The organism is Acinetobacter sp. YH12142, from assembly GCF_013418435.1.
GTDB classification, from domain to species: Bacteria; Pseudomonadota; Gammaproteobacteria; order Pseudomonadales; family Moraxellaceae; genus Acinetobacter; species Acinetobacter amyesii.
In genome coordinates, this window is record NZ_VPCB01000003.1 from 220,383 (window position 1) to 236,913 (window position 16,531).

Sequence of the window (16,531 nt, forward strand, 5' to 3'; positions counted from 1 at the left end):
TCTGCTTTATTAAAGCATGAATCAAAACAGACTTTGCCCAATTTTGATTTAGTAATATTCATTTAAAGCTGAAATTCATTCATCTAAAGCTTCTTTGTAAGAAAAAAATGCCGAGTCATACTCAGCATTTTGATTCAATATACATTGCGCACAGATAAGCATTATATTTTAGGCAAATTTCGCAGTATCTTTCTGATCTTGCGTTACAGCATGGTTTTTCCAAGATGTAAACTGCTCTGTGGACTGATCAGAAAAATGCTGCAACTGTATCATTACATTGGCCTCAATCTGTTCAATACGTTCCAGTTGTTCAAGCTCGTTGGTCTTTTTCAGTTCTGAAAATTGCAACTGGATAAAGTTGATAACCTGTTCCATCGAACATTGATTTACACTCACGGCATACATCAAACCATAGACAATCCCTTGCTGTAGGTGCTTTGTCTCCAGTCCATATTTCAGATTGGTCGCCAACGAGCCCAACACTCGTTCATTAATTGCAAGTTTACGTAAAGGATCTCGTGCCACACGCGCACATGGATCTTTATACGCATGTTCACAAGAGTTTATAAAGCTTTCTGCCAGTCGTGTTAAATCAAAAGCACGATTAGGTAAGCATCGTGCTAAACCAGCCTGCACCTCGTCAATGAGTTCATGCATAAATTGATCAACACGATGATCTGCAAGTGCCACACCTATGGTTTGATGATTGAACAGTGCAGATTGCCAAGCCAACATGGCATGTACGCCATTCCATAAGCGATTTTTGATTAGCTGAATATCTTCAATATGATCGACCAAAATCATTTGACGCATTTTTTCTAACAAAGGACTGTTATTTTCTACATAGATCGGCATGTCAGACTCAGCATTGAATAAAATTAAATCCATGCTTTGCAATATATGACTTGGGTGGAAATTGCGGCGCATATCCTCAACATATAAAGTAGCCTGACGTTCCTGATCTGGATTTAATTTCGTCGCATCTTCTAAGTCTAATTGAGCATCTACTTCAACTTCATCTAATTGAAATTGTTTGAAGATATTATATTTTATACGGAGCTGACGATATAAGTTTTGGTCACTTAACTTAGATACCATGCGGTTGACCACGGTATCGCAAAAATAGTGTTGTTGCATGATTTTCTCTGCAACAACCGCTCCAGCAAGCTCAGTTAAAGCCTGTTTTAAATGTGACATTAATAATTGTTTTGCTCCGACTTTGTTCAAAATGATCAGCATCGTTAGAGGTTCGATGGCTTTCTCATCATGTGCAATATGTCGTGCATACAGGCCTTGTGCAATGGTTTTGGCCTCTTCTGCAATCGCTTTTTCAGGCAAACAGATGGCAACCAAACTTGACTCTGTGTACATCTCTTGCATCTGCTGAATATTTTCAGCATCAATGACTGCCATGTTTTCAACGCGTTCGTCATAAGACAATTGACCATAGCGAATACTATAGGTACCAAATGCATTGACCGCAGAACGATATAAAGGGTTACGAGTCGATGCATAGATTTTTTTCGGGCGAGTATAACCATCCCAATGCGACAAAATTTGAGCTAAATAGCCACCACCAATCGCCCCAAAACCATGAATACCGACAGTGAGCTGATTAAGTGTTTGTGGAAAAGCCTCTTGCACATGCGGCATCTCTAAATGCGCAGTGAACGGGTCAAGTTCCGTCAAGCAGTCATACATACATTCATAATAATATTTGGCTTTGGACAGCATGTTTTCATTGGGCGATTTAATATCTTTAAACAGTACAGTAATACCGCCAGCGTCAAAGGCTGAAGTCACACCATTTTCCGAATCTTCAAACATCAAACAATCAGCAGGACTTAAATTCAGCTTTGCGGCAGCACGTATAAATATTTCCGGATGCGGTTTACCATTTTCAACTTCATCACCACAGACTAAGACATCAAAGAACTTATACACATTGGCATTGATGAGATATTCTTCTGCGATTGCTCGGCGACTCGATGTTGCTACAGCCATCCGTAGTCCTGACTTGCGTAAGCGTTCTAATACTTGAACCAAGCCTTTTTTGATCGGTACACCAAACTGACGAACATGCTCCAGCTCTAATTCATCTGCACGTTTGCGAATATCTGCGTATGGAATGTTTTCATCATATTCGGCTTGGGCCAATCGATGCGCGCTTTGTGCACTTAGCCCCAAACAATTCATCAGATACGATTCGGAAAACTCAACACCGGTCAATTCAAGAGATGCCTGTTTCAATGTTTGAAACCGTAAACGTTCAGTATCAAACATTGTTCCATCCATATCAAAAATGGCGCCCAGAACCAAATCATTATTAAATTTAAGCATTTAACCTCCGTTATTTTTTTATGTAAAAAGAATAACGGAGAAAACTATTGATTCAGTACTTTGAGAATTAATGAAACAATTGTGGTTATTTTTTAATCAAAAATCTTGCTTTTAAAATCTATTTTGTAAGATCAATCACCGATCAAGTAACATCATGTAATCAAAACCATCTATTGGCAGGATAGTCCTATCTTCACACCGACCTATTGAAGTATTTATACAACTCGATGCATATTTCACTCAGTCACTCGCTTCACGGTTTGAGTTTTGGTTTGAAATAAAAAGAATACGATCAGACCGAGCATCACTAAAAATAAAAAATAATACGGAAATTCTTTGTGCCACTGGTATAAACCCGTGCTAATCAGTGGCCCGACAACAAAGCTCAAAGCCTGAGTGGCTGTACACCAACTTGCCACCTTGGTCTGTAACGCACTGGGCGCCGTTTGCGCTGCACCCGTTGTAAATGCAGGGATTAAACACGCAACCGATATACCATATAACAGGTACGTGGCTTGGAATATCCGTAATTCATTGGTGAAAACCGAAATTAGCAAGGCTGCAGCCATGCTAAACAGCCCAACCCACAGTAAGCGATATACAGACCAATTTAAATATTTAGAAATCAGTGTTTGCATCACCACCAAAGCAATACCCACGATGAGAGAACACTCTGCAAAATGCACTGCGCCTTCTGCAGCAGTCATATTAAAGCGGTCTTGAATATAAAACCCGGCCGTTAAATTTACGGTCACGATGGCAAGATAGAGACTGAATCCCAACATTAACCAAGGATAGCATTGCTGAATGCTCAAATCCGTAGATGGTATCTCATCCTTAGCTGTCACTGGCTTTTCAACGCTATGCTGTTCGGTATGTCGATCAAAGCTGAACACCAAGACCACAGAAATCAACGCTAAAATAATGATTGCAGCCCACAGCGGCGTCATGATTCCACCAAAGCCCAGCAGCAAGGTTGTTAGAAATGGACCAATGATCACGCCTGCACTGTTTAATGCACCAAATTTTGACATCGCTTGTGAACGCTGCTGCTCATTACTAAATCGGGTCATCACATAAGTTTGCAAGGCAATCTGTGGCATCGCCATAAATATCCCAGTCGCTGCGCGTGACAACATCAATAAACTAAACAGCAGCAACATCCCTATCTGAACAGTAAGGCCATACATCAACACAGCTGTAAATAGCCCCCATGTCACAGCCATGCCCACAAAACCGATACTCAAGAGTTGATAAATCGAAAACTTAGATTGATTTTTTGAAATGTAAATGGCACCGATGGCCATCAGCAGCGCACCAACGGAAACCATCGCGCCGCCTTGTAGTTCAGAAAGTTTTAACTCACGAACCAATGGCGCCAACAGCGGCAATATCATCGAGAAACTTGCACCATTGGCAAGACTGGCAGCAATAAACAGTTTGTTATTTCGATCCATTATTTTTGTTATCCATTTTTAATGGCTACGTTATAAACAATAGAGGTGACTTAAGCCACCGCTATTTTGTAAGTCACGATACCGTGCTTTAAACACGATTCAGGATTTAAATCAGTATTTCACTGTATAACTTAAACCGTAGGTACGACCTTGTGCAGCTAGGCTAGAAATTGGGCCATAGACAGTTTCAACCGACTGGCTGTACACCGACTTATAATCCGTATTCCACACGTTGTAGACACCAAAGCCCACATTACCCGGTCCTACTTTTGCATTGGCAATCACGTCCATCGTTGCAAAGCCTTTAATTGCCGCTGCTGGAGCAGATCCATATTTCACAGCATCTTTTTGGGCTTTGTCTGTACCGCCAATCGCTAAAGCTTGAACACGTAGGCTCATGTCATTATCAAACTGCCATTCTGAAAATGCTGTTCCTTTTAAAGGTGCCACACGAATGGCATCCAATTCTTGCCAGTCACCTTGGGTATTTTTAAATTGGCCCGTGGTATATGCAACTGTGCCGCCAACCGTCCAATTTGGTTGAACTTCATAACTGGCATTGGCTTCGACACCATAGATACGCTCATCGGTATCAATAACATCAATGGTGTAATTCGGCGCACCAAATTTCAGGCTTTTATCTGAGTCATTATAAAAAGCCGTCACGCCTGCATTTAAACCACCGGCATTTTGTACACGCCATCCGAGTTCATAGTTATTGACTTTAATCGGGTCAATGGTTTGGCTATTAATCACAGAATTTGCCGGCACATCGCGCAGCATACGTTGCACATCGGGCAAGTTTGAACCTTGTGAGAAATTAGCAAACACTTGCTGTGCATCTGTTAAGTGATACACCGCGCCAACATTAAACAGCGTTGCATTATGTTTTACTTTGCCGCCATTCAGTGTTTTCGCCACATAACCTGGGGTTAAATCTGCAGTAATTGCTTCCATATAAGGCACAGATGAATCGACATCGCTTTCTACACGTTCATGGCGAATGCCTGCTTGTAAGCCAAGTCGGTCAGTTAATTCATATTGCGCTTGGGCAAATACGCCAAGTTTTTCTGTTTCAACATCTGGGCCAAAGGCATAGTAGTTAAACGGCTGATAACTCAAACCATTACTTTGAATAAACGTTGCGCTGTCATACATTTGGATATTTTGTTGATCTTTTTCATTTTCATAGTCCACACCATAGGTTAAACCCAGTTCACGACCATTTAAGTTAAGATCTTTTTGTAGAGCAACACGCGCGCCTAAAACATCGATATCGGTTTCTGACTGATACACCAAGAAGAGTTCAGGTGCCATTTGACGTGCAGATGGGAACCACCGTGCTTTTTCATTTCGATAATAGGTTTCAGCGTTTAGACGGTGGCCTAAAATATCTTGATTTTCATATTGTGCGTTGACGCTATAACGTTCAGTTTGTGGTTGTTCAGCAAGTAGTAAGCCCTTTACTGCATTTAATGACAACGGCAGCTTGCCACCCACGGGCTGTGAGCGCAGCGCATTTAAATTTGGACCATAGTCAGGTCCATAATCACTATCTTGCTCATCATTATAATATTGCGCGCCAAAACTCAGCGTTTGACCATCGGCAATTTTCCAACTGACACGACCATTTAGATCTAAAGTGTCGGTATCTTGACGGTCTGTTTGCGCAATTTCAGGCCCAATACGATTGCCATGGCTATCTTGTATTTCGCCACGTTTGGTATAGCTTGCACCTAAAGTTCCGCGTAAATTGCCTTGATTAAAATTCATGGTTTGCGCAGCTTCATAAGCCAGCGCATCAGACTTAAAGTTATTACCAGAAGTGACACCGACTTTCGTTTCAAAACTTAGCGGCTCAGATCCACCACGTTTGGTGATGATATTGATAATACCGCCTGTTGCACCTGAACCATAAATGCTACTTGCACCAGAGACCACTTCAATTCGTTCAATCATCGACGGGCTAATACTCGCCAGTTGTCGAGATCCATCACGATATCCCGTTTGCGGCACACCATCGATCATGTATTGCACCACACGTCCACGCATGGTCATCCCATAGTTAGACGTTGTACCACTCGATGGAGTCAGTGATGGCACCAATAAACCGACAATATCGGCTGTGCTTTTACCTGCATTGGCTTGTTTTTCAATTTCTTCTTTAGGAATGCTGTACACCGTACCCGCAATATCGGCAATGCTTTTCGCAGAACGAGTTGCCGTCACAACAATCGGTGCCATTTTAGTAGCTTCTGCAGTTTGTGTTTCAACTGCAGTATTTTGTGCAGTGTCTGTCGTGACGTCTTGCGCATAAAGCTGAGTGCAAATTGCTAAGCTGAGACACGTCAGTTGCATCGGTAGAGCTAAACGTTTCATATTCTTTTCCATTTCTTAGAGTTCCGATTGAGTCGGAAGTGTTTGATTTTTAAAATTTTGTGTTTTTAAAACAATGCGCTGACTAATTAAGACGCTGATTACTGAGCCAATTGCCAATACCAAGTAAAAATGTCCATAGCCTAATGATTTTGCGAGAAAGCCTGAAAATGCACCGCCAATGAAGTAAACGAGCAATTCAAAGCACACTAATATGGTGAAATCGGTACCCGCCTGTTCTTTAGAACTGGTCTGCATGAAATAGGCATAGAGTGATGTCATGGCGATATAACGAATGGCTAGCATCAACACGACAAATAGACCTAAAAGCAGATGCCATTGATTCAACCACTCCAATACAACGGCTGCCCCAATGACGGCATATAGCAATGTACGTAACCAACCTGCCCAGACCAACAATTGCGTCGCTTTGATTTTTTTCAGCAATACAGCTGCACTAACGGCTGCAATCAGACCGACACCGGCACCGACCACAGACATCAACACCCCGATCTGAGACAGTGACCATTTTTGGTCGATCAACATGGGATTCAGCATCGCCATAGCGGGTGCTTCCACCACGCGATAACAAACGATGAGCAGCAAAGCCCAACGAATCTCAGGTCGTTTAAACGCTTGTCGTAGGCTTGGTTTGGCTTTGGCAATTTGAGTTTGTGGTTCTTCTTGAATAAAAAACACAGCAAACATGGTTAAAAATGTCAGCAGCGCTAAAGTTGTGAGCGCTGACTGCCAACCCCAATATTGGTAAATCCATAAAGTTGCAGCGCCACCAAGCATGCTACCGACGGCCACCCCAATACTCTGTGCCATACTGCCCAGACGGTAATTGCCTTCGGTAAATTTCTCTACGGTATAACCATCAATCGCAATATCTTGCGTTGCCGCAAACGTTGAAATCCATAAACCAACAATGACAAATAAAGTCAGCCCATAAGAAAACTGCGTAAAGGCTAAAACCAGTACCCCCAGTACCAATGCGATTTGCGTAAACAACAGCCATGTTTTACGTTTACCGAGTTTTTTGACATAGAGCTGATCGATCCAAGGCGCCCAAAAAAACTTGAATGCCCATGGAATATAAAGCAGCGATAACATGCCGATCCAGCGTAAATCTACCCCTTGATGTCGTAAAATGGCAGGCAAAGCCACATTGTAAAAATACAAAGGCAATGCATGTGCTAAGTACAAAATAATCACGACGCTCAAACTCAGGACTGAAATTTGAGATGGTGAAATTGCATGATTTAATTTTCTTGGGTGTTGTTGCATATCCACCTCTGCACTGCCCATTGCAGCGCATCAGACTGTTCTAATGAAACGTAATAAGGCACACTCCACGCTGCATGCAGCGCGGGTGTATTTAAACGTTTGAAGTCATCTGGATCTTGCGCAATACGCACCAGACCCAAACAATATTGAAAAAAGAGATGTTTAAACTTCTTGTACCAAACGGCCTGTATTTGCCGATATTCTTCAGGAAAAGTCGTTCCCTCAGCCGTTTGCATAACCAAAACAAAGGGCTGACTTTTCAGAAAAAAGCGCTCAACTTGAGTCAACCATTGTTCAAACTCTTCCACTGAAACATGCGCTGAAAAGCGCATGTCCAGTATGTGCATGTGGGTGCAGCGATAACTCATGACACCGCCTTAGCTAGTTGCTGATGCTGAAATGCCTTGGAGTCGTTTAAGTAATGACCAAATTTTGAATAAAATGTTTCTCTAAAGCAGTAATACAACATGGCGGTCTTTTCAGGCATTGGGATTAGGCGCTGTGCTTCATAGCACATGTCTTCAACCACGACGGCATAAGGCTTCACACTATGATCAGGCTCTCCCACAATCTTGGCTGATGCGGCATTTTCAAAGATATAAAAACTCAATAAACGCATGACAGGACGTAAATAGCCTTTACCAAAAACGGACTTTTCACCAAATAACAAATGCCAACCTAGATCCAGCTCATCACCGTCGTAGTACAAACCTAAACGATCCCGTTTTCCCTCGTAAATCTCTGTGTAGCCCACATCTTCACCATTGACTCCTACAATCAAAATTCGGTGATGATCATCCGCCAGCATTTTTTCGTAATACACTTTTAGTTCAGTTTCTGACTTATTGAGCTGCCATTGTGGAATCACATGCGGTTCATGCATCCATTTATGAACCAAAGCCATATCTTCTGGATATTGCATTTGTCGTAAGTAGTATTGCGTCTCATTCTCATGGTATTCATAAAAATCAGGTAGTTGTCGTGATAACGTTGTCATGATGTCGTCCTTTAAATTTGTTTAATCTTTTCTGTTCTTAGCTCAAAAATCTGTTTATGACGCAATACGATTAGTTGTCGTTTTCTGTTCGGCGGTATGCTGTTGTTTCGCCCACTGATTTAAAGTGCTTGGACTCACAGGGTTTGCAATAGGATCTAAAAATACAGGTACTGGTCGTTCTGCTTCGTTGTTATAACTGGTGGTAAACAGTCGAACACGGTTCAGACAAATTTTCTCGAAACGTGGACGGAACATACTGAATTTTTCAATACGATCTGCCAATTCAGGATGTGCCTGATGAAATTCGTCAATCACGGTGGAGATGGTTTGCCAAAACTCAAGTTCTGTATGCTCTGGATAATCTTCAAGGAAGACATTACAGATATAGCGGTAATGCACCATGAACAAACCTGTAAAGATAAAGTGACTAAGTTCTTCAGCAGGATGGCGCAGTAAAATTTGCCCTTCAGTTGGTAAATTTTCGAGTTCAGGAAAATCTTCATCAACTAAATTGACATCATCAATAAAGTCCTTCAGCACCATTTTTTTCGGTAAGCCATTTTCATGGATCAACATGGTGTTTTCACCGTGGGGAGAAAAAGCCAAACCATATTTGTATAAACAAATCAGTAGCGGTGTTACACAAACTTCAGCAAAACGTTTCAGCCATTGCAAAGGGGTCAAACCTGAAGCCTCAATCAACACGGATAAAATAGACCGACCATTTATGTCTCGATGCAACAATGCTGCTTGGGAAAGTGCTAACTGGTGTTCACCAATACATGGCTCGACACTTTCACGCCATAAACAACCAAACAATTCTTTAAATTGGTAAGGCGCACCGTCTATCTGATCAAAACATGGCTGTTGCAAAGTTAAACTTGCAACTTCACCCAAAAATGCTACCTGTGTTTTTTGCAGGTCTACATCATGATGTTGAATGTCCTTCAGCCAAGCGGTCACCGCAGGTGCAGCTAAATTTCGTTTTGAAGGCAAACCTCGATATACCGCCGTATTAAAGATACTGACAGGTAACTTTACATAATGACGTTCAGGATGACTGGTATTGCATAAAGTACGAATTGATTGCATTGGCACATAGTCATCTTGTCCAATGTCCAGCTCTACAATGCGCTGATCGACGATTTCATTGGCATAGGTCGGGATTAACCACTGATGCCATTGCCATGCATGTACAGGAATAAAGTAATACTCAGCAGCATCTAAGGCGTTGTCCGCCAATTGCTGTTGAAAATCGTGTAATTGCGCAGAATTCAATTCATGGCGATATAAGCTTTTCGCATCCCAAGCCTCGGTCGAACGAAACTCAGCTAAATCACGATGAACAGCTAACCATAAGACTTTGACCGTTGGAGAAATCTCTGGTGCGGAGCTTAAATAATCATCATAGCCAAAGCCCATACGGCCTTTACTCATAATAAGCCATGGGTGTCCACGTAACATGCCTTCAATTTGATAGTGTGGCGCTGACAAGACAGCATGACTCAGCAATCGCTGTTCATCAAAAACATGGGCTTCTGCTAACCATGTATTGTTCATTTCTTTAATCAAATATGCCTTGGTAAATGGTTTCACCTCAGCTTGATTTGAAAAAGCACGAATAAATTCATGCAGATTCCATGCGGGCTCTGTTGTCGATTCACTTAACTCTCGAACGCTCCCTTCAACAATACGCCAATGCCCAAGCAGAAACTGAGTCGCTTCAAATTGATACGTTTTATCATCCAGTTTGAGTTGCCAAGTGTTATTTTCCACTGGCTGAATCTGAATAATTTCTTCATATAAAAACTCAGCAATCGCCATTTCAATCAGTCTTTGTCCTGCACGGCGCCACTGCGTTTGATTTATCTTTAATTTTGCAAATGTCATTATAATTTCTCGAGTTTAACCGTATTCTGTTCTTGCTTATTCGGCATGGTCGTATTGCGGTTCATTGCATAGTTGGCAATGGTTTTTTTAACGGAAAATGGTCTTTGGATATTGGTTTGCGCTGATTTCTTCACAATGCCCATACTGTGCATTTCAGCATTTTCACTGGGTGAAAAATGTTGGAAACTTTGCGCTTGATCACCCAAATCGTATAAGTTAAAACCCAATAATTGATTGGCAATGACCGCTGCACGGTGGGCTCCAAGCCCTAAGTCTGGTGTTCCTACACCGTGACTGTGCATTTCCTGATTTTGAACAAAAATTTCACCAATAGCGTCATGCTGTACTCGGTAGTCCTGACTGATTTTCCAACGACCGAATTCATCACACTGAATCAGCGGTTTTAGATATTTGAGATATTGCCACTCTGGACTGTGATATCCCGTTGAAGCCACAACAAAGTCTGCATCTAGATAGAATTGTTCTGCTGTGACTTTGTGCTGAAACTGCAAACGGATGCCCGCGCCATGCGGCTCGGCAGCGACCAAACCCACCTGAGCATGTAAATGCGTCTGTTTAATATTTTGACCAATGCTCCGGTGATATAGTTTTTGGTAAATATCACGAATGGTTTTTGCACTGATGCCCTTATATAACAGGCCTTGTTGCTTCAATAGTTCGGCTTTATTTTCTGGGCTCAGTTGATAAAAATGCGCGGTATAATCCGGACTAAAATGCTCCAATCCAAGTGGTGCATATTCCATCGGGAAAAACCCATTAGAACGGGTCAGCCAATGCAACTTAAACTGCGTTGTTGTGGTCTGATCCTGAATATATTGACGATCAAACAGATCCATAAAGACTTCTGCCGAAGACTGGCCTGATCCCAGTACAACCACATTCCCTTTCAAGTGATTTAACGCTGCATTGCAATAATTTGCAGAATGTAAGCAGCGCTCCGGATATTGCTGTTGTATGTCTTTTAGACACTGTGGTAAATGCGGAACATTACCCGAACCAATGACCAAATTTCGGCATTGATAACGTCTAAAACGTCCATCTTGCTCAACCATGACTTCAAAGCCTTGCTCTTGGGCATAAATGGCTTTTACGGTTGATTGATATTGAATATGCTCTAGTTGGTCTGCAACCCACTGACAATAATGATTATATTCACGTCTAGGAATCTGAGCTTGTTCTAAAAAATAGAATTTATATAAACGCTGCTGTGCCTTTAAATAGTTTAAAAAACTAAAAGGACTGGTTGGATCAACCATGGAAACCAGATCGGCCATGAACGGCACTTGCAATACCGTATTGGGCAATTGCATACCCGCATGCCAGTCGAACTGTGGTTTCTTTTCAAAAAATTGATACTGCAAATGATTTTGCTTATGTAGCAAACTCGCCAAACTGAGGTTAAATGGCCCTAAGCCTATCCCAATAAAATCAAGCATATTGCACATCCTTCTGTTCCACACATAAAGGATTTGGCAACTGTACATAAACCGATTGCTGATCGACTGGGGCAATCAATTCATCCAGCTCATACAAGCGCGTCAACAGATTACCCTTATACGGCAAGGTCGGCTGATAAAGTAATGAATGAATCAATGAACTTTCTGGATAAGCCTGATATAAGTCCAACAGTTCATTTTGCAATATCGATATCAGCACTTGCTCTTTGACATATCCAGTTGCACCAATTGCGTTGATAATGCCGAATAAAGTATTACCAAAGAAATAATAGCTAAAGCGCTCATCGACAAAGGCTTTGGAACCCACGGCATGCGCTTTTTCTTGCAACTCTGGAAACGCGCTTAAGACATCACCTGCAAGTTCTTCAATATAGTAAAAGCCTTGATTGTCACGCAGCCATAGATATTTAGGCATTGCATTTTCAAGCTCAAGTAAGACATTTTGCTGATGTGATTCAAAAGCCATTCCGTATCGGTGATACAAATACATCAGTGGTTTTAGACTGATAGCTAAGAATTGTTTAAACCAATTGATCGCAATGGCGCTTTGATCAAGTTCAGGTTGTTGTTTTGCGATTTGTTCGAATAGTGCATTAAAACGGCTTATCGGCTGTGCAGGATGATCTTGACACAATGATGCAATACAACTCACCTGCTGCTTTTCACTAAAAGGCTGATCACGGAAGATGCAAATAGTTTCATCGACTATTTCATCATCTATGCTCAATGCCATCCATGCAGGATCATTCACCGCTTTGAGCGTTGGGCATTGTTTTAAAATACGTTCACCAAGACTTGAATGCCAAAGTCGATGGGTCATTTCACCACGGTGGCATTCTTTGGCAAGATTGACTCGGATTGAATTGGTGATCATTACGGAAAGTGATGGTTTCAACATCCACGGCGCCGCAAAACTTGCCATGGTGCGTACAGATGTTGTTGGTGAAAATGTCCAACCCTTTTCGCCGAAGTCGATAATTTTTAATTTGGTTTTTAAGTTTTTAAACCATGCTTTTGACTGTAAATAGCGTGCTTGCCAAGGATGCAAAGGTAATAACTTATAATGCGAATAGGCATTGAGCAGTGCTTGATCTGTTTCTGATAAATGCCATTGCAATTCGCTTTTCAATTGCGTTGATACAGTTTGATCTAAAGCTGAACCTTCTTGAATATATTCTGGAGCAACCAACCAATAATGCAGTTGGCTGAGACCTTTGGCTTCTGGCGAATACCTTTCCCAATCTTCATGCACAAAACCAACCCGACTTTTCGGTGCAGGATGCATGCTGTGCCCTAAAATTAAGGCCTGTTCTGATTCAATGAAACTTTGTTCCGCTTGGACCAAGGCCTCTAAATCATGTTCACGTAGTGTCAAAAATTGTGTAAGCGCTTCACGACTTTCGATCCAACGCTCTAATAATGATGAAGCATCCAGTGTATGACCTGACTCTTGTACGAGCTGTTCAAGCAATAAACTCGCGATCGCGGTGATACTAAATGACAGTTTCTGTCCTTTATTAAAAACGTATGGGAGATCTGCAAGACGATGTCTACCAACAAGGCTGACATAAGATAGTGGTACAAATAACTGTGATTGAATGCAATCTAAAGGGATGCATAACAACGTCAAGCCTTGGCTAAACGTCAATTGTGATGAATTCTGTTGATACTTTTCCAGCAAAATACCTTTACCGGTTTCTTGTGAGTATGCATTGACAAGATGCTGCATCGCCAAGCGATTAGCAAGCTCTTTCATCTGACCATATCCTCTATTTTTAAGCTTTTCCAAGCTTTGTCATGTAATTATGTTTCTTTAACTGTGCAAGTCATGCTTAGTACGCTGGCCAGCGTGAAACTATGTTAATGATAATCATTATTGTTAATAATTGCATTTTTGTGAAGATTTGCTACAGGATTGCAAATTTGGTCTTATCTCTATGTATTTAAAAATTAATTTTTTTGATATGAACTTTTCTGTTTTTATTTATACAATTTTCTGAAATGGAACTAAATGATAATTTTCTCATTTAGCATAGAACAAATGAATCGAATTGCTTAATTTTTAGCCAAATTATCACATTGTGCAACTTAAACTAAAAACCCATGTTTTTTACATGGGTTTTTATATTCTGCTTCCAACCGAGCTTTTATTTAAAGCAAAGTACAAAAAGTGTAGTTAAATTTTAATGATTGAAGACTTTACTGGCATCATACTGATCATGCATCTTTATTGCCTATAAGCATGTATTTTATAACAAACACCTACTGATTTCTGATCTATATCTTCTATTCAGACTGGCTATACAGCATGAGTGATGAATATGTACTCAAATGATTGGGTTGAAATCAATCAATTGATTTAACAACCCAATCCAAAAACTTGTGCTTATCAAAAAAGTCAGGTGCAGCATTCGCAAATACACTTTTTTCTCTGTTGTTAAAGATTCCTTTGTAATAAAAAGACCTATCTGCGGTAAATTTTGACTCATCCCCTTCATGTAATTCTTTAAAGAAAATCGATAACTGCATAAATCGACTTTTAGACGCTAAACCATGTTTTTCTAATACAAAATTATAGATTTGCTCAATAATCGCTTTAGTATTTGAATAAGGCATTTTGTTGTCTCTTTATTAGATCGCTCTTTCAAATTACAGCTTTTAAATTAAAATACAACTGTTTTAGTCGGATTTTAAATACCTATTTTTTATAGGTATTTTTACATTTAAATATAATTAAGCACTGTTAATGAATGAGCCTCTAAACATGAAGTTTTACTAAATTTTGCTTCTGCAACTTCATGGATTTTCGTTATTCAAAGCTAAAACGGAAATAACAAAAAAGCCCACCTGTTTCCAAGTGAGCTTACAACTACTTCCAATGGCAGGAGTCATGACTGTATTAGCAGAAGGAACTTGTCTGCTTAGTGTGTTACTAACTAAATTAACAGTTGGAAAAGGAATTTGGGATACAGATGAAAAGAAAGCACCGCTTGGAAGTTGCGATATCACTTTACCAGAGCCAAACTTACAACTCGTTGAGGTTGAATTAACATTAGGATACACCGTGAAACCAGCAGATAGTGTGGGATACGTAACCCCTATTCCTCCATATAAGAAATATACTTTTAAACTAAATTCAGCAGCTAAGCGTGTAAACTAATGAAACAAATAATATTTCCATTATTACTATCAATCCTTCCACTTTCAGCTTGTGGTAATTCAAGTGAAACAGCCCTCCTTGCACAAAGTTCAGCAACTAAAGTTGATGCTGAGCGTTCTCCAGAAAGTAAAGAAATCATCAATGAATATAATCAGATACTAATTCAATCTCAAAGTGAGTTGGACCCTCAAATAACCAATCAAAAGCTCAAAAAAATTCTACCTAAAATTTCTAAAATTAACTCAGAGAATGAACGAAATAACCTTTTACTAAACATCAATATGCGTCTTGGCAATTATGAAGAAGCCTTTGCTATTACAAATACAATTTTAGAAAAAAAAGAAACAACCAATATGAAAAATTTTCAATGTTTACTCATTGAAGTTTTAAACAAACCAAAAAAGGATATTGAAGACTGTTATTTATACAATGCTAATTTATATAAAAAACAGTTAGATAATATGCCCAAAAATGATCCCTATTACGATCAAACAGAATGGGCTTACTATGCGAGCTTATTCCATGCAGGTAAAACAGAATATAAATCTAAATTAAAGCAGCTTGTGGACTCAAAAAAATTTTCAGAAGACAAAGAAATATATGAGTCGCTCTATGAAATAGAAACAATTCCTGATGGTAGAAAATCTATCTTAGATAATTACAAATCCCAAATGTAATGCAAAAAAAACCAGCCCATGGTTGGTTTACAACATTATCAATATATATATGCAAAGCTGCCAACCCTCATTTCACATCAAATTTGGCATCAATTTCTGCGCGCTCGGTATTTCTCATATCAATTCAAGAAGCACCATAAATATACCTTCTAATAATCATATTTAGCCTACAATCCTAAATTTAGTACCCTGTATATCGAATATAAAAAGCTGCACCATGTCCAATAAATCCGTGACACTTGATGCGTCATCGAACCACAAAGCCGCTCAATGCGGCTTTTGTTATTTTATAGATTTTGAAGTGGAAGGTATTCCCTCTAAATTCACTTAAATTTAAGTAGTCAAAAACCACATTTAATCATCAATCACATCAGCAAAGTTTGCGCCCAAAACTTTTGCTAAATCTTCGGGTTTTAAACCAATATCCAAACCACGCTTACCACCACTCACATAGATTTTAGCTAAGTTCTGTGCAGAAGCATCGATCACAGTTTTTAAGCGTTTTTTCTGTCCAACTGGACTAATACCACCTACCAAATATCCGGTTAAACGCTCTGCATCTTTTGGGTCTGCCATTTTTAGTTTTTTACAGCCAAATGCTGTGGCCACTTTTTTCAAATTTAGCTGATATTCAACTGGCAATACGGCAACAAAGTAATTTTTATCGTCCGTAACCATCAAGGTTTTAAACACTTCTTCGACGGTTAAACCAAGTTTTTCCGCAGCTTCTAAACCAAAACTTTTTGCTTCTGGGTCATGGTCATATTCATGAATTGTAAAGTCGATTTTATTAGATTTTAAGAGTTTACATGCAGGTGTCATTGCTTTTTCGTCATTCCATTCGGACAACTAGGAAAACTCGATTA

At 40.1% G+C, this 16,531-nt stretch carries 13 protein-coding genes; 2 read left to right on the forward strand and 11 right to left on the reverse strand.

From position 1 onward, the window contains the following. Positions 1–168: 168 nt before the first annotated feature. From mtlD to FTU77_RS04375, 10 genes are all read right to left on the reverse strand, one after another. Entirely contained in the window at positions 169–2,340 is a 2,172-nt protein-coding gene (gene mtlD, locus FTU77_RS04330) for a bifunctional mannitol-1-phosphate dehydrogenase/phosphatase (RefSeq protein ID WP_180054865.1), read from the reverse strand. Positions 2,341–2,576: 236 nt separating this feature from the next. Beyond that, complete coding sequence (locus FTU77_RS04335) at positions 2,577–3,797, reverse strand: MFS transporter (RefSeq protein WP_180054867.1); 1,221 nt, start codon at positions 3,795–3,797, stop codon at positions 2,577–2,579. 111 nt (positions 3,798–3,908) lie between these two features. Next, positions 3,909–6,176 (reverse strand): TonB-dependent receptor, encoded by a 2,268-nt coding sequence (locus FTU77_RS04340; protein WP_180054869.1) that lies wholly within the window; start codon positions 6,174–6,176, stop codon positions 3,909–3,911. A 15-nt stretch (positions 6,177–6,191) separates the two neighbouring features. Then, complete coding sequence (locus FTU77_RS04345) at positions 6,192–7,463, reverse strand: MFS transporter (RefSeq protein WP_257223574.1); 1,272 nt, start codon at positions 7,461–7,463, stop codon at positions 6,192–6,194. Further along, positions 7,439–7,831, reverse strand: a complete 393-nt coding sequence (locus FTU77_RS04350; protein WP_180054873.1) for a hypothetical protein — start codon at positions 7,829–7,831, stop codon at positions 7,439–7,441. Before FTU77_RS04350 ends, FTU77_RS04345 begins: the two co-directional genes overlap by 25 nt. Continuing rightward, positions 7,828–8,460 (reverse strand): GNAT family N-acetyltransferase, encoded by a 633-nt coding sequence (locus FTU77_RS04355; protein WP_168378659.1) that lies wholly within the window; start codon positions 8,458–8,460, stop codon positions 7,828–7,830. The genes FTU77_RS04350 and FTU77_RS04355 overlap by 4 nt, the downstream gene beginning before the upstream one ends. A gap of 54 nt (positions 8,461–8,514) precedes the next feature. Further along, a complete protein-coding gene (locus tag FTU77_RS04360; protein ID WP_180054875.1) occupies positions 8,515–10,350 on the reverse strand; it encodes an IucA/IucC family siderophore biosynthesis protein in 1,836 nt (611 codons plus the stop codon). Further along, positions 10,350–11,807, reverse strand: coding sequence for a lysine N(6)-hydroxylase/L-ornithine N(5)-oxygenase family protein (locus tag FTU77_RS04365; protein WP_180054878.1), 1,458 nt, complete (start codon positions 11,805–11,807; stop codon positions 10,350–10,352). Before FTU77_RS04365 ends, FTU77_RS04360 begins: the two co-directional genes overlap by 1 nt. Continuing rightward, positions 11,800–13,584, reverse strand: coding sequence for an IucA/IucC family siderophore biosynthesis protein (locus FTU77_RS04370; RefSeq protein ID WP_180054880.1), 1,785 nt, complete (start codon positions 13,582–13,584; stop codon positions 11,800–11,802). The genes FTU77_RS04365 and FTU77_RS04370 overlap by 8 nt, the downstream gene beginning before the upstream one ends. Positions 13,585–14,174: 590 nt before the next feature. Next, the gene (locus FTU77_RS04375) at positions 14,175–14,444 is read right to left on the reverse strand and encodes a hypothetical protein (RefSeq protein ID WP_168378663.1); all 270 of its coding nucleotides are present in this window, start codon (positions 14,442–14,444) and stop codon (positions 14,175–14,177) included. 274 nt (positions 14,445–14,718) lie between these two features. On the opposite strand from FTU77_RS04375, the gene FTU77_RS04380 reads away from it, so the two are divergent. Then, a complete protein-coding gene (locus FTU77_RS04380; protein WP_180003768.1) occupies positions 14,719–14,988 on the forward strand; it encodes a hypothetical protein in 270 nt (89 codons plus the stop codon). After that, on the forward strand, positions 14,988–15,665 hold the full coding sequence (locus tag FTU77_RS04385) for a hypothetical protein (RefSeq protein ID WP_180054882.1): 678 nt from the start codon (positions 14,988–14,990) through the stop codon (positions 15,663–15,665). The genes FTU77_RS04380 and FTU77_RS04385 overlap by 1 nt, the downstream gene beginning before the upstream one ends. A gap of 354 nt (positions 15,666–16,019) precedes the next feature. Here the strand turns inward: FTU77_RS04385 and ybaK are convergent, their stop codons facing one another. After that, positions 16,020–16,487: a Cys-tRNA(Pro) deacylase gene (ybaK, locus tag FTU77_RS04390; protein WP_180003791.1), complete on the reverse strand. Its 468-nt coding sequence runs from the start codon at positions 16,485–16,487 to the stop codon at positions 16,020–16,022. Between the last annotated feature and the right edge of the window lie 44 nt (positions 16,488–16,531).

Bases quoted from the DNA above. Each gene is read 5' to 3' on its own strand.
- FTU77_RS04355 (WP_168378659.1), bottom strand. From the start codon at position 8,460: ATGACAACGTTATCACGACAACTACCTGATTTTTATGAATACCATGAG.
- FTU77_RS04360 (WP_180054875.1), bottom strand. From the start codon at position 10,350: ATGACATTTGCAAAATTAAAGATAAATCAAACGCAGTGGCGCCGTGCA.
- FTU77_RS04335 (WP_180054867.1), bottom strand. From the start codon at position 3,797: ATGGATCGAAATAACAAACTGTTTATTGCTGCCAGTCTTGCCAATGGT.
- FTU77_RS04385 (WP_180054882.1), top strand. From the start codon at position 14,988: ATGAAACAAATAATATTTCCATTATTACTATCAATCCTTCCACTTTCA.
- FTU77_RS04380 (WP_180003768.1), top strand. From the start codon at position 14,719: ATGACTGTATTAGCAGAAGGAACTTGTCTGCTTAGTGTGTTACTAACT.
- FTU77_RS04365 (WP_180054878.1), bottom strand. From the start codon at position 11,807: ATGCTTGATTTTATTGGGATAGGCTTAGGGCCATTTAACCTCAGTTTG.
- FTU77_RS04375 (WP_168378663.1), bottom strand. From the start codon at position 14,444: ATGCCTTATTCAAATACTAAAGCGATTATTGAGCAAATCTATAATTTT.
- ybaK (WP_180003791.1), bottom strand. From the start codon at position 16,487: ATGACACCTGCATGTAAACTCTTAAAATCTAATAAAATCGACTTTACA.
- FTU77_RS04340 (WP_180054869.1), bottom strand. From the start codon at position 6,176: ATGAAACGTTTAGCTCTACCGATGCAACTGACGTGTCTCAGCTTAGCA.
- FTU77_RS04345 (WP_257223574.1), bottom strand. From the start codon at position 7,463: ATGCAACAACACCCAAGAAAATTAAATCATGCAATTTCACCATCTCAA.
- FTU77_RS04350 (WP_180054873.1), bottom strand. From the start codon at position 7,831: ATGAGTTATCGCTGCACCCACATGCACATACTGGACATGCGCTTTTCA.
- FTU77_RS04370 (WP_180054880.1), bottom strand. From the start codon at position 13,584: ATGAAAGAGCTTGCTAATCGCTTGGCGATGCAGCATCTTGTCAATGCA.
- mtlD (WP_180054865.1), bottom strand. From the start codon at position 2,340: ATGCTTAAATTTAATAATGATTTGGTTCTGGGCGCCATTTTTGATATG.